This window comes from Aminobacter sp. DSM 101952, assembly GCF_001424795.1.
Lineage (GTDB): Bacteria > Pseudomonadota > Alphaproteobacteria > Rhizobiales > Rhizobiaceae > Aminobacter > Aminobacter aganoensis.
The window spans coordinates 266886-289108 of the sequence record NZ_LMCL01000030.1 but is presented as its reverse complement, the minus strand read 5'-3'; the positions used below and the strand labels follow the sequence as shown (position 1 = coordinate 289108).

General features: G+C 65.7%; 21 protein-coding genes. 9 read left to right on the top strand and 12 right to left on the bottom strand.

From position 1 onward, the window contains the following. Positions 1-50 precede the first annotated feature (50 nt). The 3 genes from smc to ASC75_RS17870 form a co-directional block, all read right to left on the bottom strand. A complete protein-coding gene (gene smc / locus ASC75_RS17880; RefSeq protein ID WP_055978326.1) occupies positions 51-3509 on the bottom strand; it encodes a chromosome segregation protein SMC in 3459 nt (1152 codons plus the stop codon). A gap of 60 nt (positions 3510-3569) precedes the next feature. Beyond that, positions 3570-4313 (bottom strand): DsbA family protein, encoded by a 744-nt coding sequence (locus ASC75_RS17875; RefSeq protein ID WP_055978325.1) that lies wholly within the window; start codon positions 4311-4313, stop codon positions 3570-3572. A gap of 143 nt (positions 4314-4456) precedes the next feature. Next, on the bottom strand, positions 4457-4954 hold the full coding sequence (locus ASC75_RS17870; protein ID WP_055978324.1) for a DUF721 domain-containing protein: 498 nt from the start codon (positions 4952-4954) through the stop codon (positions 4457-4459). Positions 4955-5011: 57 nt separating this feature from the next. Here ASC75_RS17870 and mutY point away from each other — a divergent pair, with 57 nt between their 5' ends. Together mutY and ASC75_RS17860 are read left to right on the top strand one after the other, a co-directional pair. After that, positions 5012-6124, top strand: coding sequence for an A/G-specific adenine glycosylase (gene mutY / locus ASC75_RS17865; protein ID WP_055978323.1), 1113 nt, complete (start codon positions 5012-5014; stop codon positions 6122-6124). Between the two features lie 7 nt (positions 6125-6131). Beyond that, positions 6132-6743, top strand: coding sequence for an HAD family phosphatase (locus tag ASC75_RS17860; protein WP_055978322.1), 612 nt, complete (start codon positions 6132-6134; stop codon positions 6741-6743). Positions 6744-6891: 148 nt separating this feature from the next. Here ASC75_RS17860 and ASC75_RS17855 read toward each other — a convergent pair whose 3' ends face one another. Next, positions 6892-8025, bottom strand: a complete 1134-nt coding sequence (locus ASC75_RS17855; protein WP_055978321.1) for a site-specific DNA-methyltransferase — start codon at positions 8023-8025, stop codon at positions 6892-6894. Positions 8026-8197: 172 nt separating this feature from the next. On the opposite strand from ASC75_RS17855, the gene ASC75_RS17850 reads away from it, so the two are divergent. Beyond that, complete coding sequence (locus ASC75_RS17850; protein WP_055978320.1) at positions 8198-8887, top strand: HAD family hydrolase; 690 nt, start codon at positions 8198-8200, stop codon at positions 8885-8887. 64 nt (positions 8888-8951) lie between these two features. On the opposite strand, the gene ASC75_RS17845 is transcribed toward ASC75_RS17850, so the two are convergent. After that, positions 8952-9545 (bottom strand): hypothetical protein, encoded by a 594-nt coding sequence (locus tag ASC75_RS17845; RefSeq protein WP_055978454.1) that lies wholly within the window; start codon positions 9543-9545, stop codon positions 8952-8954. A 128-nt stretch (positions 9546-9673) separates the two neighbouring features. On the opposite strand from ASC75_RS17845, the gene thrC reads away from it, so the two are divergent. Genes thrC through ASC75_RS17825 form a run of 4 tightly spaced genes read left to right on the top strand, consistent with a single transcriptional unit; the run spans position 9674 to position 15881 of the window. Next, positions 9674-11071 carry a threonine synthase gene (gene thrC / locus ASC75_RS17840; protein WP_055978319.1) on the top strand — a complete coding sequence of 466 codons (1398 nt, stop codon included), beginning with the start codon at positions 9674-9676 and terminating at the stop codon, positions 11069-11071. A gap of 14 nt (positions 11072-11085) precedes the next feature. Beyond that, a complete protein-coding gene (locus tag ASC75_RS17835; RefSeq protein ID WP_055978318.1) occupies positions 11086-12378 on the top strand; it encodes a pitrilysin family protein in 1293 nt (430 codons plus the stop codon). A 15-nt stretch (positions 12379-12393) separates the two neighbouring features. Next, positions 12394-12990, top strand: coding sequence for a GNAT family protein (locus ASC75_RS17830; protein WP_055978317.1), 597 nt, complete (start codon positions 12394-12396; stop codon positions 12988-12990). Between the two features lie 50 nt (positions 12991-13040). Continuing rightward, positions 13041-15881 (top strand): EAL domain-containing protein, encoded by a 2841-nt coding sequence (locus tag ASC75_RS17825; RefSeq protein WP_055978453.1) that lies wholly within the window; start codon positions 13041-13043, stop codon positions 15879-15881. On the opposite strand, the gene ASC75_RS17820 is transcribed toward ASC75_RS17825, so the two are convergent. Beyond that, a complete protein-coding gene (locus tag ASC75_RS17820) occupies positions 15872-16480 on the bottom strand; it encodes a YqgE/AlgH family protein (RefSeq protein ID WP_055978316.1) in 609 nt (202 codons plus the stop codon). The two genes, ASC75_RS17825 and ASC75_RS17820, sit on opposite strands and share 10 nt — an antisense overlap. A gap of 148 nt (positions 16481-16628) precedes the next feature. Here ASC75_RS17820 and ASC75_RS17815 point away from each other — a divergent pair, with 148 nt between their 5' ends. After that, positions 16629-17435 (top strand): protein-disulfide reductase DsbD domain-containing protein, encoded by an 807-nt coding sequence (locus tag ASC75_RS17815; RefSeq protein WP_156381307.1) that lies wholly within the window; start codon positions 16629-16631, stop codon positions 17433-17435. Between the two features lie 99 nt (positions 17436-17534). Next, positions 17535-18020: a peroxiredoxin gene (locus tag ASC75_RS17810; protein ID WP_055978315.1), complete on the top strand. Its 486-nt coding sequence runs from the start codon at positions 17535-17537 to the stop codon at positions 18018-18020. Between the two features lie 62 nt (positions 18021-18082). Here ASC75_RS17810 and rnhA read toward each other — a convergent pair whose 3' ends face one another. The 6 genes from rnhA to ASC75_RS17780 all read right to left on the bottom strand — a co-directional run bounded on the left by rnhA (position 18083) and on the right by ASC75_RS17780 (position 22144). Then, complete coding sequence (rnhA, locus tag ASC75_RS17805) at positions 18083-18532, bottom strand: ribonuclease HI (protein WP_055978314.1); 450 nt, start codon at positions 18530-18532, stop codon at positions 18083-18085. Continuing rightward, positions 18529-19491 (bottom strand): homoserine kinase, encoded by a 963-nt coding sequence (locus ASC75_RS17800; RefSeq protein WP_055978313.1) that lies wholly within the window; start codon positions 19489-19491, stop codon positions 18529-18531. Before ASC75_RS17800 ends, rnhA begins: the two co-directional genes overlap by 4 nt. Continuing rightward, positions 19491-20501, bottom strand: a complete 1011-nt coding sequence (gene ispH / locus ASC75_RS17795; RefSeq protein ID WP_055978312.1) for a 4-hydroxy-3-methylbut-2-enyl diphosphate reductase — start codon at positions 20499-20501, stop codon at positions 19491-19493. The genes ASC75_RS17800 and ispH overlap by 1 nt, the downstream gene beginning before the upstream one ends. Positions 20502-20571: 70 nt before the next feature. After that, positions 20572-21327, bottom strand: coding sequence for an SURF1 family protein (locus ASC75_RS17790; RefSeq protein ID WP_055978311.1), 756 nt, complete (start codon positions 21325-21327; stop codon positions 20572-20574). Further along, positions 21324-21710, bottom strand: a complete 387-nt coding sequence (locus tag ASC75_RS17785; RefSeq protein ID WP_055978310.1) for a DUF983 domain-containing protein — start codon at positions 21708-21710, stop codon at positions 21324-21326. Before ASC75_RS17785 ends, ASC75_RS17790 begins: the two co-directional genes overlap by 4 nt. Next, on the bottom strand, positions 21707-22144 hold the full coding sequence (locus ASC75_RS17780) for a L,D-transpeptidase family protein (protein ID WP_244487866.1): 438 nt from the start codon (positions 22142-22144) through the stop codon (positions 21707-21709). The genes ASC75_RS17785 and ASC75_RS17780 overlap by 4 nt, the downstream gene beginning before the upstream one ends. Between the last annotated feature and the right edge of the window lie 79 nt (positions 22145-22223).

The following is a 22223-nucleotide window of genomic DNA, read 5'->3' as shown; positions in this document are numbered from 1 at the left end:
GGAAAACTTCATTGCCTACGTAGATCAGGCCGGCGGCCAACCGGTGCCGATCAGCTCGCCTCGCGCAGGGCCTCGGCGGCCTGGAGGTCGACCGAGACGAGCTGGCTGACACCCTGCTCGGCCATGGTGACGCCGAACAGGCGGTTCATGCGCGCCATGGTGATCGGATTGTGGGTGATGACGACGAAACGCGTTTCGGTCGATGCCGCCATCTCGTCCATCAGGTTGCAGAAGCGCTCGACATTGTGGTCGTCGAGCGGTGCGTCGACCTCGTCGAGCACGCAGATCGGCGCCGGATTGGTCAGGAACACCGCGAAGATCAGCGCCATGGCCGTCAACGCCTGCTCGCCGCCGGACAACAGCGTCATGGTCTGCGGCTTCTTGCCGGGCGGACGGGCCAGGATTTCGAGGCCGGCTTCGAGCGGGTCTTCCGACTCGATGAGCTGAAGCTCCGCCGTGCCGCCGCCGAACAGGTGGGTGAACAGGCGCTTGAAGTGGCCGTTGACGAGATCAAAGGCGGCCAGCAGGCGCTCGCGCCCTTCCCGGTTCAGGCCCTGGATGCCCTGGCGCAGCTTGCGGATCGCCTCGATGATGTCCTCGCGCTCGGAGACGATCGCCTCCAGCCGCTCGGACAGTTCCTTCTGCTCTTCCTCGGCCCGCAGATTGACAGCACCAAGCCGCTCGCGCTCGATCTTGAGGCGCTCCAGCGTGCGTTCGACCTCGACCGGGTCCGGCATCGGGCTGTCGGCTTCGAGACCGGTGTGGCGAAGGACAAGATGAGGCGGCGTGGCCAGCACTTCCTGGATGCGCGCCTCGACCTCGCGGCGACGTTCGTCGGCGGCTGTCAGGCGTTCCTCGGCGCGCGCACGGGACTCCCGGGCCTCGGCAAGGCCCTGGATCGCGGCGGTCGCGGCCTTGTCGAGAACTGCCTGTGCGGTCTCGGCTTCCTGCAGGCGATCCGAGACTTCCTTGCGCAGGACCTCGGCGCGGCTGAGTTCCGACATCAGCGCGCGGCGGCGGGCGTCGAGTTCGTCCGGCGCTTCGGCCAGCGTTTCGCGTTCGGCAGCGGCTTCCTCGCGTCGCTCGGCGAGCGCTTCGATCTGCTCGGCAGCACTTTCGGCACGCAGCACCCAGCTCTGGCGCTCGGCGGCGATCGCGGCCAGCCGGCGCGCCCTCGCCTCGGCCTCGCGGCTGAGCCCGTCATGCACGGCGCGCGCGTCGGCCACCGCCGAACGGTCACGCGCGACAGCGCCTGAAAGCTGTTCGAGGCGCATCTGCAGGTCGGCGAGGTCAGGTGCCGAGCCGAGCAGGTCCTCGGCCTCGACATAGGTCTCCTGCGCCTCTTCATGCGCATCGGCGACACGCGTCCGGGCTTCTTCGAGCGCCGCACGGCGGCTGGTCAATTCGCCCGCAGCCTTTTCGGCCTGGGCCAGTGCATCGCGGGCGGCGCCCACCTGGTGCTGCGCTTCGCGCCATGCTTGGCGCGCCTGCCGCTCGGCCTCGGTGCTTTCGCGCACGGCGGCCTCGGCGCGTGCCAGCGCTTCTTCCGACTTGCGCACGGCCAGCGTCGCGGCGACGGCCTCGGCATCGAGTTCGGCCAGCCGATTCTTCTGCGCCAGACGCTGCGCTGCCGCCGTCGGGGCGTCGGCGCTGGCTGTCAGCCCGTCCCAGCGCCACAGCGCGCCTTCACGGCTGACAAGCCGCTGGCCCGGCGACAACAGCGCCTGGAGCTTCGGGCCGTCAGCGGCATCGACCACGCCGACCTGTGCGAGGCGCCGTGCCAGCTGGCGCGGGGCGCGGACGACTTCGGCGAGGCTGCGCGCGCCGGCGGGCAGCCTGGGATCGCCCGGCGCAGGTTCCGCATCGCCCCAGTGGACGGGGGCTGCGCGGTCGAGCGCGGCTTCGAGGTCGTCGCCCAAGGCAGCACCCAGCGCCGTCTCGAAACCGCGTTCGACGCCGATCTGTTCGAGAACCGCCGGGAAAAGGTCGCCCGAGGCAGCGTTGATGATCTTGGCCAGCGTGCGCGCTTCGGTCTCGATGCGCGCCAGTTCGGCCTTGGCCTCCTGCAGCGGCGCGCGCGACGCAGCTTCGGCCTGCCGCGCCTCGGTGACCGCACGTTCGGCTTCGGTCGCTGCAAACTCGGCCTCTTCCAGGGCCTCCTGCGCCGCTTCGGCCAGCATCTGCTTTTCCGCGGGATCGGCCAGTGCCGAGATGCGGGCGCCAATCTCGCCGGCCTCGCGGTCGAGCTCGGCAAGCTGGCGGGCGAAGCGGTCGCGGCGCTCGGCGGCGTCGCGCATGGCACGCTCGGCCTGGGTGCGCCCGGCAGCCGCGTCGGCGCGTTCGGCGGTCACCCTGCCCAATTCGGCCTCGGTCAGCGCCAGCGTTGCCATCGCCTCCTCGAAGGCAGCGCGCGTCGCCGTCTCGCGGTCGGTGGCGCCTGCGTTCTCGTCGTTGAGCGACCTTTCCTCTGCGTCGAGACGCGACAGGATCGCGGCGTTGTCGCCGATCATGCGCTGCTCGCGGGCAATGTCGGCGTCGAGCTGCTGCAGCCGCCGGTCGAGCTCGCTCTGGCGCGAGTTGATGCGCCCGGCTTCTTCCTCGAGCTGGGACCGAGCGATGGAAAGCCGCTGGAAGGTCGCTGCCGCCGCCGCAGCGGCATCGCGCATCTCCGGCAATTTGTGGGCGCCGACGGCCTGGTCCCTCGCAGCGGCCATCTGGGCGGCCGCGCGGTCGCCGACGAGCGACGTCGCTGTCGCCAGTGCCGACTGCGCCTCGCCCTCCTGGGTCTTGGCCAGCGTCCAGCGCAGGTGCAGCAGCGTGGCTTCGGCCTTGCGGATGTCGGCGGACAGGTTCTTGAAGCGCGAGGCCTGGCGCGCCTGGCGCTTCAGGCTTTCGATCTGGCTTTCGAGTTCGCCGACGACGTCGTCGAGGCGTTCGAGGTTCTGCTCGGCGGCGCGCAGGCGCAATTCCGCCTCATGGCGACGGGTGTGCAGGCCGGAGATGCCGGCCGCTTCTTCGAGCAAGGCACGACGCGCCTGCGGCTTGGCCTGGATCAGTTCGCCGATGCGCCCCTGCCCCACCATCGACGGCGAGCGTGCGCCCGTCGACTGGTCGGCGAACAGAAGCTGCACGTCCTTGGCGCGCGCTTCCTTGCCGTTGATGCGGTAGACGGAGCCGGCCTCGCGCTCGATGCGGCGCGACACCTGCAACTCGTCGGCGTCATTGAAGGAAGCTGGTGCGGTGCGGTCGCTGTTGTCGAGGAACAGCGTGACTTCGGCTGTGTTGCGCGCCGGCCGGGTGCCCGAACCGGAGAAGATGACGTCGTCCATGCCGGACGCGCGCATGTTCTTGTATGAGCTTTCGCCCATCACCCAGCGCAACGCTTCGACCAGGTTGGATTTGCCGCAGCCATTCGGCCCGACGATGCCGGTGAGGCCGCGTTCGATGACGAACTCGCCCGGTTCCACGAAGGACTTGAAACCGAGAAGGCGGAGGCGCGAAAACTTCATGCGCGCCGTTCCGCACGGAAGGGTACGCCGAAGCCGCGTGGCTCCGGCGCTACCAAACTGTCAGAGCATGCCGTCGATGACCGCCGACATTTCCTCAATGGACAAAGCCCCTTTGTAGACATTCCCGTTGATGAAGAAGGTCGGCGTGGAGTCGACCTTGAAATCCTTCTCGCCGCGGGCACGTACCGCCCTGATATCGTCCAGAAGCTTCTGGTCAGTCAAGCAGGCCTCGAACGACTCCTGTGAAAAGCCGGCGAGCTTGGAAATCTGCAGCAGCGCGTCCTTCGGGTTCTGCGATGCCGCCCAGTTCGACTGCTGCTTGAACAGCACGTCGACCATCGGGAAGTAGTTATCCTTCGAGCAGCGCGCAAGCATGAAGCCTGCCTCGGCCAGCGGGTCGAAGGGGAACTCGCGGTAGATCAGGCGCACCTTGCCGGTATCGATGTAGTTGGTCTTGATCGTCGGCAGCGTCTTCTCGTGGAAGCTGGCGCAGTGCGGGCAGGTCATCGAGGCGTATTCGACGATGGTCACCGGCGCGTCCGCCTTGCCGAGCACCATGTCGGGCAGGCTGCCGGCTTCGAGCAGCTTGGCCATGTCGACCGTGCCCTGCGCCTCGGGCGCCTTCACCGCCTGGACAGGCGTCGCAGGAGCGGCCGGGGTGGCGGTCGGCGTTGCCGGCTCGGCAGGCTTGGGCGTTGCCGCGTTGGCCTGCTCGCCGGAGTCGCTGCAAGCTGAAAGCAGCGCCGCGGCCGAAACGGCTGCGATCCCGGTAAGTGCGGTCCTGCGAGAAATCGAACGAAGCATACGAATCACCTGACGATGGTTGGATTTTGCAATGTGCGGTTACGTGAAAGCGAGAGTTGGCGCGAATTAAGGCATGGCTGTCCCCAAACCAATCGCGATTTGCCGCACTTTCGATCACGAATGCGCGAGAAAGACAGCCAGTTCTACTTTCGGCTGCCCAGTATGCTGGCGCCAAGCTTCTCGAGCGATGCCTTCAGGCCCTCGTCCTCGATCAGGCGCACCGCGCCCGACAGCTTGCCCTGCTCGGCGTCGGTCAGCTTGCGAAGCCGCGGCCTCGGTCTGGTTGCCGCTCCCGAAACCGGTTTCTGGACGATGCGGATGCGGCCTATGGCGTTGAAGCCGAGATAGGAATTGACCCGGCCGATGATCTCGCCGGTCTCGTGCTGGAGATGCAGCGCTGCCGGCCCCGAGCAGGCGACGATCAGCACCGCCGGTTCGAACGGATCGTCCTCATGCATGCGCCGCGGCCACTGGATCTTTTCAGGCCGGGTGTTGTGGGCAAGGCGGGGGCCGACGATCTCTTCCCAAGACTGGACGAGCCCGACCGAGATGCCGGTGCGCTTACGCAAGACGGGATCGAGGATGGCGCTCGCCAGATCGCTGACCGGGACGGGATTGCCCGTCCACCTTTTCCCTGCCATGTCGTTCTCCAGAATACCCCTGTCGACACGCAACGCCGAAGGCAGTCCAGACCATCAATGGCATCCCCGACCGATAGCCGCAAGCACGCCGCCGATGTCGACGGCAGGATCGCTGAACTGCTGCTCGCATGGTACGACGTTCACCATCGCGAGTTGCCCTGGCGCACGCCCCCCGCAGACCTGAAGCGGGGCATCCGCCCGGATCCCTACCGCGTCTGGCTGTCGGAGATCATGCTCCAGCAGACCACCGTCGAGGCGGTGAAGCCCTATTTCCGCGCCTTCCTCGAGAAATGGCCCACCGTCCGGTCTCTGGCGGACGCCGAAGCCGAGGACGTGATGAAGGCCTGGGCCGGGCTCGGCTACTACTCGCGCGCCCGGAACCTCAAGGCCTGCGCCGAACAGGTGGTGCAACTGCCGGGCGGACGCTTCCCCGACAGCGAGAACGGCCTGCGCGAACTGCCCGGCATCGGCCCCTATACGGCGGCGGCGATCGCTTCGATCGCGTTCGGCCGGCCGGCGGCGGTCGTCGACGGCAATGTCGAGCGCGTGGTCACCCGGCTGTTTTCGATCGCAACGCCCCTGCCCCAGGCCAAGGTGGAAATCCGTGCGCATGTCGAGCGCATGCTCGCCGCCGCGAGGCCCGGCGACTTCGCCCAGGCGATGATGGACCTCGGCGCCACCATCTGCACGCCGCGCCGGCCGCGCTGCATGCTGTGCCCGCTACGCGACGACTGCAGCGCCGTTGCCCATGGCGACCCCGAGCTTTACCCGGTCAAGCCGGCCAAGGCGGAAAAGCCGATGCGGCGGGGCGCGGCCTTCGTCGCCGTCACGCCGGACGGTTCGGTGCTGTTGCGCAAACGGCCAGGCAAGGGCCTTCTGGGCGGCATGACCGAGGTGCCGACGACGGGCTGGACCTCGCGGATCGACGGCGCGACAGGCGCCGCCAGTGCCCCCTTCCCCGCCAGTTGGCGGCGTGCCGGCAGCATCGCCCATGTCTTCACCCATTTTTCGCTCGACCTCGAAGTCTATCGCGCCGAGGTGCCGCCAAGCGCGCCACCCCAGGGGCACTTCTGGTCGGCCGCGGCCGCGCTCAATGGCGAAGCCTTGCCAACCGTCATGAAAAAAGTCATCGAAGCTGCCATACCGGGCGCAACTAAACGAACACGCTAGGGGAGCCATGAGCGAGATCCGCCACATCGTCTACGACATCGGCAAGGTGCTGATCCACTACGACCCGGACATCCCCTTCAGCAGCATCATCCCCGACGCCGCCCAGCGCCGCTGGTTCTTCGACAATGTCTGCACCAGCGAATGGAACATCGAGCAGGATCGCGGCCGGACCTGGGAAGAAGCCGAGGCGCTGCTGGTCGCCGATTTCCCCGAGCACGAAAACAACATCCGCGCCTTCCGCCAGAACTGGCACGAAATGGTGCCGCACCACTACGAGGACAGCGTTGCCTTGATGGAGAGCCTCGTCGCCGCCGGCCACGACGTCACCATGCTGACCAACTGGGCCTCGGACACCTTCCGCGAAGCACGCGGCCGTTTCCCGTTCCTCGAAACGCCGCGCGGCGTGACCGTGTCGGGCGACGTCGGCCTGATCAAGCCCGACCGCCGCATCTACGATCTGCATGTCGCGACCTTCGGCCTCGACCCGAAAGCTTCGCTGTTCATCGACGACAGCCAGAAGAACGTGAACGCCGCCATCGAGGCCGGCTGGCAGGCAGTGCTGTTCACAAATGCGAAAACGCTCGAGGCGGACCTCGAGCGTCTCGGGATCGGACGGTGACTGGAAACCGGCCGATCGACGAATCCGGACTGGCTAGATTGGCTGCCGGAATTCAATTCTTATCGCAGGCCCGAACCGGGCTCTGAAGGTCCAGAACGGGGTGTCGATGAAGCCTGCGCGCCGGTTTGTCCGGCGCGAGACTGATCGATCAGGCTCCCGCCTTTTCCATGCCGACGCGGACGATGCGGCGCAACTCGTCGATCTGGGTCAGGCCGCCGGCGCGTTCGTAGTGCCAGAAGGTCCAGCCGTTGCAGGCGTCGAGCCCTTGGACCGACGCACCGACGCGGTGGATCGAGCCGGCGGTGTCACCGATCGCCAGCGTGCCGTCGGCACGAACCTTGGCCGCCCAGCGCTTCTTGGCATCGTACAGCGTGGCGCCGGGCGCCAGCAGGCCCATGTCGAGCAGGCTGCCGAAAGCGACCCGCGGCTCGGCGCGCTTGCCGGTGAGCACGGTGAGTGCCGGGCCTTCGAGCGGACGCACCGAAGCGATGCGCTCGTTGGCGGCGTCGATATAGGCCTGCTCGCGTTCGATGCCGACGAAGTGGCGGCCGAGGCGCTTGGCCACGGCACCCGTCGTGCCCGAGCCGAAGAACGGGTCGAGGACCACGTCGCCGGGCTTGGTCGAGGCCATCATGATGCGGGCCAGCAGCGCCTCCGGCTTCTGCGTCGGATGCAGCTTGTTGCCGGCCTCGTCCTTCAGGCGCTCGCCGCCGGTGCAGATCGGAAACAGCCAGTCCGAGCGCATCTGGACGTCGTCGTTCGACGCCTTCATCGCATCGTAGTTGAAGGTGTAGTTCTTGCCCTTCTGGTCGCGCGAGGCCCAGATCATCGTTTCATGCGCGTTCTGGAAACGGCGTCCGCGGAAATTCGGCATCGGGTTGGTCTTGCGCCAGACGACGTCGTTCAGGATCCAGAAGCCGAGGTCCTGCATCGTCGCGCCGACGCGGAAAATGTTGTGATACGAGCCGATGACCCAGATTGTGCCGTTCGGCTTCAGCACGCGGCGGGCGGCAAGCAGCCAGGCGCGGGTGAAGGCGTCATAGGCGGCGAAGCTCTCGAACTGGTCCCAATGGTCGTCGACCGCGTCGACCTTCGACTGGTCGGGGCGATGCAGGTCGCCGTCGAGCTGCAGGTTGTAGGGCGGGTCGGCAAAGATGATGTCGACGGAGTTGGCCGGCAGCTTGTCGAGCGCCGCCACGCAATCACCCTTGATGATGGTGTCGAGCCATTCCGACTGTTGGGGAGTGCGGGAAAGCTGGTCGAGAGGACGCACTGCTGACATTCTGATACCCGGGATGACGCGTTACTGTTTACTCACCGTTATGGTTACCGATCAGCGTAAACAATTGGTGAAGCGGCCCCGGCAATTTGCGGTTCGGCGCAGAATGGTGTAATCGCCGCGCCTTGAGCTTTTCGGCCTGCGCCCCGGCGCCGCCCCAGTTTCCCGGACCGTCATGACCCAGCCAGAACTAGTGATATTCGATTGCGACGGCGTGCTCGTCGATTCCGAAATCATCGCCGCGCGCATCGAAGCGGAACTGCTGACCGCAGCCGGCTTCGAAATCACCGCCGAGGAGATCGCCGAGAGCTATGCCGGCCTGACCTTCAAGGACATCATGCTGAAGATCGAGGAGAAGGCGGCCATCCCCTTCCAGGCCTCGCTCATCAGCCAGGCCGAGGAACTGGTCGACCGGCGCCTCAAGAACGACGTGCGCGCCATCGACGGCGTGCACGAGGCGGTCGCCGCGGTGACCGCGCCGCGCTGCATCTGCTCCAACTCGACCACCGAGCGCATCGAGATGATGCTCGAACGCACGCGCATCCTGCCGCTGTTCAAGGGCCGCATCTTCTCGGCGCTGGAAACGCCGAGCAAGAAGCCGAAGCCGGCGCCGGATGTCTTCCTGCACGCCGCAAGCACCTACGGCGCCGATCCGGCCAAGACCTTCGTCATCGAGGATTCGGTGCACGGCATCTCCGCCGCTGCCGCGGCCGGCATGCGCGTCATCGGCTTCACCGGCGGCGCGCACAGCTATCCCGGCCATGCCGACATGCTGACCGAGGCAGGCGCCGAGACGGTGATTCGGCGCTGGGCCGACCTCGGCGGCGTGCTCGCCGCACTCAGCATGTGGTCCGAGCACGCCTGAACGCAAAAGCGCCGGCGAAACGCCGGCGCTTGATGCCTGAAGACGCTGCCCTGGAGGCCTTGCCTTACTGGGGCTTCTTCTTGGCCGGCCCCTCGTCGAAGCCCGCATAGATCTGGATGTCGCGCGCGGTCGGAACCGGGATCACGACATTGGCGTCGGTGAAGACGAACTGGGTCGCGGTGGACGGATCGGACACCTGCACCACGTTCTTGTGGAGCTGCGAATAGAGCACCTCCTCGCCGCGGATCACGGCGATGCGGATCGGCATGTTGACCGTGCCGGCACCGCCGGCCGGGCCGACCACGACCTTGCCGGCAACGCCGACCTTGATCGTCATCTGGCCGTCGGCGCGCGTGCAGCTGCGGGTGACGTCGGTGATCGCCGACTGGTGGACCAGCTTGGTCGCGTCATCCTGGCCGCCCTTGGCGTAGCTGTTGAAGAAGGCCGTGCCGTCGCGAAGCGTGACATTCGGGCAGTAAGCAAGCAGCTCGCTGGCCAGGATCTTGCCTTCCTCGGCGGCAATCTCCTTGGGGTCCTTCGGGGCGGGAGGGCTGAAAAAGCCGCCGCTGCCGCCCGATTGGCAGCCCGTGACGGCGAGCATAAAGCCTGCGGTCGCCAAAGCCGTCAGAAAACGGCCGTCGATCAAACGAAACACCATGAACTGCACTTCCCTCTCGCAAAGCAGTCGTTCTATATCAACCGCGCGGCAAAAATGCGACTGATGGAGCGCAGTTTTCCCCGTCCCGCCGATCACCGGCAGGTCGCTGCGCGTTGGAACGGATAGATATGCACTATGTGAGTACCCGTGGGGAAGCGCCCACGCTTGGATTTTCCGATGCAGTTCTGGCTGGCCTGGCCCGCGACGGCGGCCTCTATCTCCCGGCGACATGGCCCACCTTCAGCGCTGCCGAAATCCGCGCCATGCGCGGTCTCGGCTATGCCGACCTGGCAATCCGCATCCTGACGCCATTCCTCGGCGGCGAGATCAAGCAGGACGTCTTCGAGCGCCTGGTGCGCGAGGCCTATTCCACCTTCCGGCACGACGCCGTCTGCCCGCTGGTCCAGACCGGCGCCAACAGCTTCGTGCTAGAGCTGTTCCACGGCCCGACGCTCGCCTTCAAGGACGTCGCCATGCAACTGCTGGCACGCCTGATGGACCATGTGCTCGCCGAACGCGGCCAGCACGCGACCATCGTCGGCGCCACCTCCGGCGACACCGGCGGCGCCGCCATCGAGGCCTTTGCCGGGCGCGAGCGGACCGACATCTTCATCCTGTTCCCGCATGGCCGCGTCTCGCCGGTGCAGCAGCGCCAGATGACGACCTCCACGGCCGCCAACGTGCACGCCCTGTCGATCGAAGGAAACTTCGACGACTGCCAGGGCCTGGTGAAGGACATGTTCAACGACCACGGCTTCCGCGACCGGGTGCAGCTGTCGGGCGTGAACTCGATCAACTGGGCCCGCATCATGGCCCAGATTGTCTACTACTTCTCCTCGGCCATCTCGCTCGGCGCGCCCGACCGTCCGGTGTCCTTCACCGTGCCGACAGGCAATTTCGGCGACATCTTCGCCGGCTACGCCGCCAAGCGCATGGGCCTGCCGATCGACCAGCTGGTGATCGCGACCAACGACAACGACATCCTCGCCCGCACGCTGCAGAGCGGCGAGTACCGCCAGACCGGCGTGGTCGCCACGACCTCGCCGTCGATGGACATCCAGGTGTCGTCGAACTTCGAACGGCTGCTGTTCGAGGCCTCCGACCGCGACCCGGCAGTCGTCCGGCGCTACATGGCAAGCCTCAAGCAATCCGGCGCCTTCACCATCGAGGCAAAGGCTCTGGCCGGCATCCGCGGCGAATTCGGCGCCGGCCGCGCCAGCATGGACGAGACGGCCGCGACCATCCGCACGACGCTCGAAGCCAGCGGCTACCTGCTCGATCCGCACACCGCAACCGCTTTCCACGTCGCCTCGGGGCTTCCCGGGAGCGACGTTCCAATGGTGGTGCTGGCCACCGCCCACCCGGCAAAATTCCCGGCCGCGGTGAATGCCGCCTGCGGCATCGAGCCCGCCCTGCCAAAATGGCTGTCGGGGCTGATGGAACGTAAGGAAAAGTTCACGGTACTTCCATCAGAGATAAAAATGGTGGAAGATTACATTAGCCGCCGCACACGAGCGGCGGGTTAGGGAGTACGCTTAATATGAGTGTTGAGGTAAGCCGTCTGTCGAACGGCCTGACAGTGGCCACTGAAACACTTCCAAGCGTAGAGACTGTAGCTCTCGGTACCTGGGTCAAGTCGGGCGCGCGCAACGAGCGCGACGACGAGCACGGCATGGCTCACCTGCTCGAGCACATGGCGTTCAAGGGCACCAAGAACCGCACCGCCTTCCAGATCGCCTCGCAGATCGAAAATGTCGGCGGCGAAATCAACGCCGCCACCTCGGTCGAGACGACGTCCTTCTATGCCCGCGTGCTGGCCGACGACGTGCCGCTGGCGGTCGACATCCTGTCCGACATCCTCCAGGATTCCGAATTCGATCCTGACGAACTCGAGCGCGAACAGCATGTCATCCTGCAGGAGATCGGCGCCGCGCACGACACGCCGGACGACATCGTCTTCGACCGCTTCACCGAAACCGCGTTTCGCCACCAGACGATCGGCCGCTCGATCCTCGGCACGCCCGAGACGGTGCAGTCCTTCACCTCGGCCCAGCTTCACGACTTCATGCAGCGCCAATATGGCGCCGAACGCATGGTCGTGGTGGCTGCCGGCGACGTCAAGCATGACGAATTCGTCCGCCACGTCGAAAAGCGGCTCGGCAATTTCCGCTCCAAGGCCGAAAGCGCCATTCCGCAATACGCGCAGTATGTCGGCGGCGACTTCCGCGAAGACCGCGACCTGATGGACGCGCAGATCGTGCTCGGCTTCGAGGGCCGCGCCTATCATGTCCGCGACTTCTACGCCTCGCAGGTGCTGTCGATGATCCTCGGCGGCGGCATGTCGTCACGCCTGTTCCAGGAAGTGCGCGAAAAGCGCGGCCTTTGCTACTCGGTCTATGCCTTCCACTGGGGCTTCTCCGACACCGGCATCTTCGGCGTCCACGCCGCGACCGGTCAGAGCGACATCGCCGAACTGCTGCCCGTCATCATCGGCGAGTTGCAGAAGGCCGGCGACAGCATCCTGCTGGAAGAACTCGACCGTGCCCGCGCCCAGTACCGCGCCGGCCTGATCATGTCGGCCGAGAGCTGCTCCAGCCGCGCGTCGCAGATTGCCCGCCAGCTTCTGCTGTTCGGTCGCCCGATCGCCAAGGAAGAGCTGATGGAGCGGCTGTCGGCCCTCACCGTCGAGCGCCTGACCGACCTGTCGGCCCGCCTGTTCTCCACCCGACCGACGATCACGGCGGTTGGACCGGTCGGAACGCTCGCGCCCTACGAATCGATCCTCGACGCGCTGCCGGGTGCACAGGCGACTGCGCGCAAGCTCGCCGTCTAACCAGCCTAAACTCGCATGTTGTCGTTCTCGCTCTTTCGCCGCGACACCCCGGCTCTGAAGGGCGAACGCGTCAGCCTGCGGCTGCCGACCTGGCGCGACTACCACGAGTGGGTGGCGCTCAGGGCTGAAAGCCGTTCGTTCCTGGAGCCCTGGGAGCCGCGCTGGGCACCCGACGAGTTGGATCGCTCGGCCTGGCGCGTCCGCCTCTCGCGCTACAAGGACGAATTCATCCAGGGCACGGCGCTCGCCTTCTTCATCTACGAAAATTCGAGCGGCAAGCTCGTCGGCGGCATCACGCTCGGCAACATTCGCTACGGCGTCGCCCAGACCGGGCATATCGGCTACTGGATCGGCGAGCGCTACGCCGGCCAGGGCTTCATGGTCGATGCCGTCAGGCTTGTGGTCCGGCATGCTTTCGATACGCTCCGGTTGCACCGGATCGAGGCTGCCTGTATCCCCGACAATGCGCGCTCTGTCCGCGTGCTTGAAAAAGCCGGATTCCGGCGCGAAGGACTTTTGCGATCCTATCTCAGGATCAACGGCGAATGGCACGACCACTATCTCTACGCACTGATCGCGGACGACCCGCAAGCTGTCACCATGAAGGCCTGAACTTGTCGAAGCATTTCCTGCTGGCGCCCTTGTTTGCGCTCGTCGTTTCCATGATCGCCAGTGTCTGCGCGGTATCGCAGGCACTCGCCGTGGAACCGATCAAGATCTCCCGCGACGACGTCGCGCTCAACCTCTCGGGCGCCGTCGAAATCTACCGGAATCAGGGCGAGAACTTCCAGGTTTCGACAGCACCAGGCCTCGACGGCATCGTGCGCCGCATCGAGGTCGAGGCCAACGACAAGCGCTCGTCCGGCGACTGGGCGGTCTTCGCGCTTGCCAACACCACCGACCAGGTCATCGACCGCCTGATCGTCGCGCCGCATTTCCGGCTTGTCGGCTCCGGCGTGTTCTGGCCCGACCTCGGCTCGAGCCGCATCGCCGCCATCACGCCGAGCGAGGGCTTTGCGCTTGACCGCCAGGCCAGCCCCGACGCCGACGTGTTCCTGGTCACGCTCAACCCGAACTCGGTGGTGACCTTCATCGCCGAACTCGCCTCGCCCAAGCTGCCGCAGGTCTATCTGTGGGAACCGGAGGCCTACAAGGACACGGTCAATTCCTACACGCTGTTCCGCGGCATCGTCATCGGCATCGCCGGCCTGCTGGCGCTGTTCCTGACCATCCTGTTCGTCGTCAAGGGAACCTCGATGTTCCCGGCGACCGCCGCACTCGCCTGGGCGGTGCTCGCCTACATCTGCGTCGATTTCGGCTTCCTCAACAAGGTCATCGAGGTCTCGCCCGGCAACGAGCAGATATGGCGGGCGGGAACCGAGGTGGCGCTGGCTGGAACCTTCGTCGTCTTCCTGTTCGCCTATCTTAACCTCAACCGCTGGCATGGCCATTTCAGCTACGGCGCCTTCGTCTGGATCATCGGCCTGCTGCTGATCGCCGGCGTCGCCATCATCGATCCCGCCGTCGCCGCCGGCATCGCGCGCATTTCCTTCGCCGCGACCGCGCTGACCGGCCTCGGGCTGATCGTCTATCTCAGCATCCGCGGCTACGACCGTGCCATCATGCTGGTTCCCAGTTGGGCGATGGTCCTGATCTGGCTGAGCGGCTCATGGATGGCGATCACCGGCGTGCTCGACAACGACATCGTCCAGCCCGCCCTCGGCGGCGGCCTGATCCTCATCATCCTGCTCATCGGCTTCACCGTCATGCAGCATGCCTTCGCCGGCGGCGGGGCGCATCAGGGCCTGTTCAGCGACATGGAGCGGCAGGCCCTGGCGATTTCGGGCTCCGGCGACATCGTCTGGGACTGGGACGTGCTGCGCGACCGCGTCGTCACCCGCCCCGACGTATCGATCCAGCTGGGCCTGGCACCCAACAGCCTTGGCGGCGCCGCGCGCAACTGGCTGCCCGTGCTGCATTCCGACGACCGCGACACGTTCCGGACGACGCTCGACGTCGTGCTGGAGCACCGCCGGGGCCGGGTGTCGCAAAGTTTCCGCCTGCGTGGCGCCGACGGCCACTATCACTGGTTCTCGCTCAGGGCGCGGCCGGTGATCGGCTCCGATGGCGAAGTGATCCGCTGCGTCGGCACGATGGTCGACGTCACCGAGCAGAAAAAATCGGAAGAGCGGCTCCTGCACGACGCCGTGCACGACAACCTGACCGGCCTACCCAATCGCGAACTGTACATGAACCGGCTCGAGGCGATCATCTCTATCGCCCGCACCGAGGAAAAGGTGCGGCCGTCGGTCTTCGTCATCGACATCGACCGCTTCAAGCTGGTCAATGACGGCCTCGGCATCTCCGCCGGCGACACGATCCTGCTGACCATCGCGCGGCGCCTGCACCGCCTGCTCAAGCCGAAGGACTCGCTGTCGCGCTTCGCCGGCGACCAGTTCGCCCTGATGCTGCTGTCGGAGCAGGACCCCACCCGCATCGCCGCCGTCGCCGACGCCATCAAGCAGGCGATCAAGGCACCGATCACCTTCGCCAAGCGCGAGATCGTGCTCACCGCCTCCGTCGGCCTGATCACCTGGACCACCGCCCAGGCCTCGGCCGAGGACATGGTCAAGGACGCCGAGCTTGCCATGCACCAGGCCAAGCGCTTCGGCGGCGACCGCATCGAACCGTTCCGCCCGGCCTTCCGCACCGTCGGCACCGACCGCCTGCAGCTCGAATCGGATCTCCGCCGCGCCATCGAGCGCAAGGAGTTCACGCTAGCCTACCAGCCGATCGTGCGGCTCGAGGATGGCACCGTCGCCGGCTTCGAGGCATTGCTCAGGTGGGACCACCCGCGCCGCGGCATGATCCCGCCGGGCGACTTCATTCCGGTGGCCGAGAGCTGCGGCCTGATCGTCCAGCTTGGCCTGTTTGCCATGCAGCGCGCGGCCGACGACCTCGCCGACTGGCAGAAGCAGATCAACGACGCCCCGCTCTCCGTCTCGGTCAACCTGTCGAGCCGTCAGCTGATCCGCCGCGACCTCGTCAGCGACGTCCGGTCGGTCATCGCGCGGGCCAACCTCAAGCCGCGCTGCTTCCGCCTCGAACTCACCGAATCGCTGGTCATGGACAATCCCGAGCAGACCAACCACGTGCTGACCAAGCTGAAGCAGCTTGGCATCGGCCTGTCGCTCGACGATTTCGGCACCGGCTACTCATCCCTCGCCTACCTGACCCGCTTCCCCTTCGACACCATCAAGATCGATAAGAGCTTCGTCGACGACACCTCGCCCAAGCGCGCGGTGCTGATCAAGTCGATGGTCAACATGGCTCACGAACTGGGGCTGTCGGTCGTCGCCGAAGGCATCTCCGACGAAAGCGACGCGCTGGAGCTGCGCCAGATGGGCTGCGAATATGTGCAGAGCTTCATGTTCGGCGCGCCGATACCGGGCGACCAGGCGCTCAAGATGCTGAAGGAACAGTACCCGCTCGCTCAGGCGTGACCGGCTGCCGTGCTCAATCGCGCCAAGTCGATGCCGAGCGTCGCCAGGATGCGGTCATATTTGCGGTCGATGTCGGCGTCGAACAAAAGCTCCGACGTCGCCGGGCAGGTCAGCCAGCCATTCTCGGCGATCTCGCTTTCGAGCTGGCCCGCACCCCAGCCTGAATAGCCAAGCGCCATCAGCGCATGGCGCGGCCCGCGGCCTGCGGATATCGCGCGCAGGATATCGACGGTTGCCGTCAGGCAGATCTCGTCCGAGACCGGCAGCGAGGACTCGACCTTGTAGTCGTCGCTGTGCAGCACGAAGCCACGGCTGCGGTCGACCGGCCCGCCATTGCGGACGATGAAGTCCTTGGCCTTCATCGGCAGCCGGATCGCCTCCTGTTCGTCGAGAATGCCAAGCTGGACCAGGAGATCGGGAAAGAGCAGCGGCTGGACCTGGTTGATGATCAGGCCCATGGCGCCCTCGTCGCTATGGGCGCAGATGTAGATGACGGCGCGCGAGAACCTGTCGTCCTTCATGCCGGGCATGGCAATGAGGAACTGGTCATCGAGAAAACCGCGCTGCGATGCGCCTTTTTTCTGGCGTAAGAGGTCCATAGCCAAGGGTAACGCGTTTCCCGCTGTCTTGAAAGATGGCTCAAGGGGACTACGCGCTCACCTTTGGCCCACGGCGTCACGCAAATATGATGGCGACGTGACCCAAAGGCATGTTGCGCGGACCGACGGAGGCTATCAAATCACCGCCATGAAATTCACGCTCCCGCTCGCCCTCTGCCTCGGCACCGTTTCTCTGGCCGCTGGCCCCGCCCATGCATCGTCGTCCGCCTGGTTCGAGACCGACGGCGGCCGGTTCCGGCTGGTGACGACCGGTCAGCCCGACGCCTCGGGCAAGCTCCAGGGCGTGCTCGACATCGAGCTCAAGCCCGGCTGGAAAACCTATTGGCGCGACCCCGGCAATTCCGGCGTGCCGCCGCAGATCGACCTGTCGGCCAGCAGCAATGTCTCGGGAGCCGAGATCTCGTATCCCGCCCCCCAGCGCCACGACGACGGCTACGCCAAATGGGCCGGCTACGACTTCCCGGTCCGTCTGCCGGTCAACTTCACCGTCCCGGCACCGGGCGAGCCGACAGCAATCAAGGCCGACGTGTTTCTCGGCATCTGCGAGACCATCTGCGTGCCGGTACAGGCGCGACTGGAGATCGACCCTGCCGCAGATCCCGCCAATGCCGGCGATGCCGCGCTGGTGACGGCAGCACTTGCCGCGCTCCCGTCGGGCGCCCAGCCCGATTTCGGCGCCACCCTGTCGCCCGCTCAGGGCGAAACAATCTCGATCGAGGCAATCGCGCCCGGCGACCCCGAAGGCATCGATCTATTCCTTGCCGGCGTTGACGGCTACCAGTTCGGCACGCCAGAGCGGCATGAGCAAGCAGGCAAGCTCACCTTCTCGCTCAAGGTGATCGACCGGCCTGCGACAAAGCCCGCCGGGAAGGGTATCCCCTACACCCTGACCAGTTCCGGCGGTGCGGTGGAAGGATACCTCGCCTACCCCTGAACCCCTCGGCGAACCGCCGGCCATTGGATATCCGAAGCATCTGCGCTAGTGGATCCCTGGGGTCTACCCGACTTCAATCACATTGCCACGAGGACCGACATGACCATTTCGATCGGCGACAAGCTGCCCAGCGCCACCTTCAAGACGATGACCGCCGACGGCGCCAGGAATCTCACCACCGAAGAAATCTTCGCCGGCAAGAAGGTCGTGCTGTTTGCGGTGCCAGGTGCCTTCACGCCCACCTGCAGCAACAATCACCTGCCCGGCTACGTCGAGAACCATGACGCCATCGTCGCGCGCGGCGTCGACACCATCGCGGTGGTCTCGGTCAACGACGTGCATGTCATGGGCGCCTGGGCGCGGTTCAGCGGTGGCGAAGGCAAGGTGCAGTTCCTCGCCGACGGCAGCGGCGATTTCGCCCGCGCGATCGGCCTCGACTTGGATCTGTCGGCAGCCGGCATGGGCCTGCGCTCGAAGCGCTATTCGATGATCGTCGAAGACGGCAAGGTCGCCCAGCTCAACCTCGAAGGCACGCCCGGCCAGGCGGTCGATTCGGGCGCGGCCCGCATTCTCGAACAGCTGTGACATGAAAATGGCGCGCTGCCTTCAGGCGGCGCGCCCCACTCAGGCATGGCAGAAGTCCAAGCCTAAACTCTGCGGCCGTTCTTGAACGGCGCCATGCCCTCGCGTGCCAGTTCGTCGGCGCGTTCGTTCTCGGGATGGCCGGCATGGCCCTTGACCCAGTGCCAGGTCACCTTGTGGCGCCTGTTGGCCTCGTCCAGCGCCTGCCACAGCTCGCCGTTCTTGACCGGCTTCTTGTCGGCGGTCTTCCAGCCGTTCTTCTTCCAGCCGTGGATCCACTTCGAGATCCCGTCCATGACGTATTTGCTGTCGGTGTGCAGGTCGATCTCGCACGGCTCCTTGAGGGAGTTCAGCGCGGAGATGGCAGCCAGCAGCTCCATGCGGTTGTTGGTGGTCTCGGCCTCGCCGCCCGACAGCTCCTTGACCTTGGCCTTGTAGCGCATGATCGCGCCCCAACCGCCCGGACCCGGATTGCCCGAGCAGGCGCCATCGGTGAAAATTTCAACTTGCTTCATTTCAGTCCGTATTCCTGGGCGGACTTGATCGTCCTGTGGAAGCGCATACGGCGTATGTATTCCGAAGGATCGCGCTTCATCACCAGCCCGCCATCCGGCACCGTCAGCCAGTCATACAGCCTGGTCAGCATGAAGCGCAGGGCCGAGCCGCGCGCCAGGATGGGCAGCGCCGCCTTCTCGTCCTCGCTCAGCGGCCGGACGCTCTGGTAGCCGTCCAGCAGCGCCGTGCCCTTGGTCAGGTTGAAGGAAAAATCCTTCTCGAAGCACCAGGCGTTGAGGCAGGTGGCGAGATCGTAGGCGTAGAGGTCGTTGCAGGCGAAATAGAAGTCGATCAGGCCCGACAGCCTGTCACCGAGGAAAAAAACGTTGTCGGGAAACAGGTCGGCGTGGATGACGCCGGAGGGCAGATCCTTCGGCCAGTTCTTCTCGAACTCGGCAAAGTCGGCATCGACCTCTTTGGCAAGGCCCGGCTCGACCTCGTCGGCGCGCGGGTGCGCGGCGTCCCAGAGCTTGCGCCAGCCGTCGATGGCGAGCGCGTTCGGCCGCGTCATCGCAAAATCCTTGCCGGCGACATGCAGTTCGGCCAGCGCCCGGCCGACCTCGCGGCAATGCACGACCTGGGGCCGGCGCAGCCACATGCCTTCCAGGAAGGTGATGATGACGGCGGGACGGCCGGCCAGCGTGCCGATGACGTTGCCGTCCTTGCCGTCCACCGGCAGCGGGCAGGAAATGCCCTTGTGGGCGAGGTGCTGCATCAGGCCGAGGAAGAACGGCAGGTCGGACTTCTCGACGCGCTTTTCGTAGAGCGTCAGGATGTAGGAGCCTGTCGTCGTGTGCAGCAGGAAGTTGGTGTTCTCGGTCCCCTCGGCGATGCCCTTGTAGGACAGCAGGTCGCCGACCGGATAGTTGCGCAGGAACGCCTCGAGTTCGCCCTCGCCGACATCGGTATAGACAGCCATCAGCCGTTACCGTTGACAAAGGCCATGTCGGCCGGCGTCAGCTCGACGTCGCGCAATACCCGCATCACAGGGAAGTCCTCCGTCTCGGTCGCCGTGATGGCAAGTTCCACGTTCACCTCGAAGCGCTCGCGGAAGGCGTTGATGATCTCGTCGACGATGATCTCCGGTGCCGAAGCGCCCGCCGACAGGCCCAGCGTAGCGATGCCGCCGATGTCGTTCCACGGGATCTCCGACGCGCGCTGGACCAGCAGCGACATCCTGGCCCCTGCCCGCTCGGCGACTTCGACGAGGCGGCGCGAATTGGACGAATTGGGCGCGCCGACGACGAGATAGAGATCGGCGCCCGGCGCCGTTTCCTTGACCGCATCCTGGCGGTTGGTCGTGGCGTAGCAGATCGATTCGGCGGCGGGCGCCTGCAAGGCCGGGAACTTCTCCTGCAGCGCCTTCAGGATGCCCGCGGTGTCTTCCACCGACAGAGTCGTCTGGGTGACGAAGCCGAGCGCCTCAGGATCGGCAGGCGTGAAGTTGCGGACGTCGGCCTCGGTTTCGATCAGCGTGACCGCGCCATCGTCCAGCTGGCCCATGGTGCCGATCACCTCCGGGTGCCCGGCATGGCCGATCAGCAGCACGTGGCGTCCCTTGCGCTGGTGGCGCATCGCCTGCTTGTGCACCTTGGAGACCAGCGGACAGGTCGCATCGAGATAGAACAGGTTGCGCGCCACGGCATCCGCCGGCACCGACTTCGGCACGCCATGGGCGGAGAACACGACAGGCGCATCGTGATGCTCGTCGGGGATTTCGCTCAGTTCCTCGATGAAAACGGCACCCAGGTTCTGCAACCCCTCGACGACGTAGCGATTGTGCACGATCTCGTGGCGCACATAGACGGGCGCGCCGTATTTCTTGAGCGCCAGCACGACGATCTGGATGGCGCGGTCGACGCCGGCGCAAAAGCCGCGCGGCTGGCAGAGCCTGATGGTCAGGGGCGGTTTGGCAGAGGTCTGGAGCATGTGATCCGGTTCTTCGTTCCGTGCCGAAATGATGTCTGCGACCCTGTGCTGTCAAGGCCGGCAGGTGCTGTCATTTGCTTTCCGGCCGCCGCAGCAACCAGAAGCCCATGACGCCCAGCAGTGCCGCCGCCAAGCCGTACCAGGTGACCGCATATTGCAGGTGGTTGTTCGGCATATCGACCATGGTGACGCCGCCCACCGGAAGGCCGCCCGGGTTCGGCGTCTTGTCGGCATCGACGAAGAACGGCACCACGGCCGCATCCGCCGGCAGGCCCGCAGTCGCCGCCATGACGCCGAGGTCCTTCCAGTAGAAGACGTTCTTTGCCAGGTCGTTGTCCGGCACCAGCGAGCCTGGCTTGCCCGCCAGCGGATTGCGCGCCAGGCCGGTGATGCTGACGGGGCCGGTGACCTGGCCCACCGGCCGCTTGGCCGCATCCTTGAAATCATAGGGAACGAAGCCGCGGTTCACCATGACGAAGCGGCCGTCGTCCAGCTTGAGCGGGGTATAGACGTAGAAGCCGGACTGGCCTTCCCAGGTGGCGAGGAAATGCCGTTCGCCGGTGTGCTCGAAGGTTCCCGAAAGCGTCACCGGCCAATAGTCGACATCGCCGGTGGCACGGTACTTCACTTCCATTTCAGCCAGCCGCAGCGGCTGCATCTGCGTGCGCTCGTTGATCTGGGCGATCAGCCCCTCTTTCCAGTTCAGGCGCTCGACCTGCCAGCTGCCGAGCCCGATCAGCAGCGCAAAGGCGATCGTGCCGAGCACGAGCATCAGAACGCGGCCGGAGCGGCGCGCCGGTGCAGGCAAGGTATTCTGTTCGATCATTGGCCCTTGTCCAAACGCCCTTCGGCAGCCTTGTTGCGGTATTGCAGGGTGATCAGCACGCCCTTGATCAAGCGAAGCGAGCCGAGGCTGAGCACGAGCGTCAGCGGTATCCACAAGAGCAGATGCAGCCACAGCGGCGGCGACAGCGTCACCTCCATCCAGAGCGCCAGACCGACGACGACGAAACCGATGATCAGGATGACGAAGACAGCGGGACCGTCCCCGGCATCGGCAAAGGAATAGTCGAGGCGGCATACGCCGCATTGCTTGGCGACGGTCAGGAAGCCCGAAAACAGCCTGCCTTCGCCGCAACGCGGGCAGCGCCCCTTGAGACCCGCCGCCACGGGCTCGACCGGCGGCCAGATCGCCTTGTCTTCACTCATGGATTTATCTCGATGGGAGTGCCGTTTTCGACCATCTTCCAGATCTCCGCCATGTCCTCGTCGGTAACGGCGATACAGCCATTCGTCCAGTCGAACATCTGCATCAGCCAGGACCACCAGCCGAAACCTTTTGACTGACCGTGGATCATAATCATTCCGCCGGGATCGACACCTGCCCTCTTTGCCGCAGCCTTGTCGTTGGCGTCGGGATAGGAGATGTGGATCGACTTGGTGAAGGCGCTTTCGGGGTTGCGCCAGTCGAGCACGTAGCGCCCCTCCGGCGTGCGCTCGTCGCCTTCCTGGCGCTTGTGGCCGACCGGGTTTGCACCCAGCGCTACCGCATAGCTGCGCACGACCTTGTCGCCGGAGAGCAGCTCCAGCCGCCGCTCCGACTTGTCGACCCGCACCAGGTCGACGGCCTCGGCACGGGCCATCGACGCGGACGCGAACAGGGCAAGAAAAGGAAGAGCGAAGCGACCGGTCAGCATCCCGGATGCTTGACGCAAGAAAGCG

Bases quoted from the DNA above. Each gene is read 5' to 3' on its own strand.
- smc (WP_055978326.1), bottom strand. From the start codon at position 3,509: ATGAAGTTTTCGCGCCTCCGCCTTCTCGGTTTCAAGTCCTTCGTGGAA.
- ASC75_RS17875 (WP_055978325.1), bottom strand. From the start codon at position 4,313: ATGCTTCGTTCGATTTCTCGCAGGACCGCACTTACCGGGATCGCAGCC.
- ASC75_RS17870 (WP_055978324.1), bottom strand. From the start codon at position 4,954: ATGGCAGGGAAAAGGTGGACGGGCAATCCCGTCCCGGTCAGCGATCTG.
- mutY (WP_055978323.1), top strand. From the start codon at position 5,012: ATGGCATCCCCGACCGATAGCCGCAAGCACGCCGCCGATGTCGACGGC.
- ASC75_RS17860 (WP_055978322.1), top strand. From the start codon at position 6,132: ATGAGCGAGATCCGCCACATCGTCTACGACATCGGCAAGGTGCTGATC.
- ASC75_RS17855 (WP_055978321.1), bottom strand. From the start codon at position 8,025: ATGTCAGCAGTGCGTCCTCTCGACCAGCTTTCCCGCACTCCCCAACAG.
- ASC75_RS17850 (WP_055978320.1), top strand. From the start codon at position 8,198: ATGACCCAGCCAGAACTAGTGATATTCGATTGCGACGGCGTGCTCGTC.
- ASC75_RS17845 (WP_055978454.1), bottom strand. From the start codon at position 9,545: ATGGTGTTTCGTTTGATCGACGGCCGTTTTCTGACGGCTTTGGCGACC.
- thrC (WP_055978319.1), top strand. From the start codon at position 9,674: ATGCACTATGTGAGTACCCGTGGGGAAGCGCCCACGCTTGGATTTTCC.
- ASC75_RS17835 (WP_055978318.1), top strand. From the start codon at position 11,086: ATGAGTGTTGAGGTAAGCCGTCTGTCGAACGGCCTGACAGTGGCCACT.
- ASC75_RS17830 (WP_055978317.1), top strand. From the start codon at position 12,394: ATGTTGTCGTTCTCGCTCTTTCGCCGCGACACCCCGGCTCTGAAGGGC.
- ASC75_RS17825 (WP_055978453.1), top strand. From the start codon at position 13,041: ATGATCGCCAGTGTCTGCGCGGTATCGCAGGCACTCGCCGTGGAACCG.
- ASC75_RS17820 (WP_055978316.1), bottom strand. From the start codon at position 16,480: ATGGACCTCTTACGCCAGAAAAAAGGCGCATCGCAGCGCGGTTTTCTC.
- ASC75_RS17815 (WP_156381307.1), top strand. From the start codon at position 16,629: ATGAAATTCACGCTCCCGCTCGCCCTCTGCCTCGGCACCGTTTCTCTG.
- ASC75_RS17810 (WP_055978315.1), top strand. From the start codon at position 17,535: ATGACCATTTCGATCGGCGACAAGCTGCCCAGCGCCACCTTCAAGACG.
- rnhA (WP_055978314.1), bottom strand. From the start codon at position 18,532: ATGAAGCAAGTTGAAATTTTCACCGATGGCGCCTGCTCGGGCAATCCG.
- ASC75_RS17800 (WP_055978313.1), bottom strand. From the start codon at position 19,491: ATGGCTGTCTATACCGATGTCGGCGAGGGCGAACTCGAGGCGTTCCTG.
- ispH (WP_055978312.1), bottom strand. From the start codon at position 20,501: ATGCTCCAGACCTCTGCCAAACCGCCCCTGACCATCAGGCTCTGCCAG.
- ASC75_RS17790 (WP_055978311.1), bottom strand. From the start codon at position 21,327: ATGATCGAACAGAATACCTTGCCTGCACCGGCGCGCCGCTCCGGCCGC.
- ASC75_RS17785 (WP_055978310.1), bottom strand. From the start codon at position 21,710: ATGAGTGAAGACAAGGCGATCTGGCCGCCGGTCGAGCCCGTGGCGGCG.
- ASC75_RS17780 (WP_244487866.1), bottom strand. From the start codon at position 22,144: ATGGCCCGTGCCGAGGCCGTCGACCTGGTGCGGGTCGACAAGTCGGAG.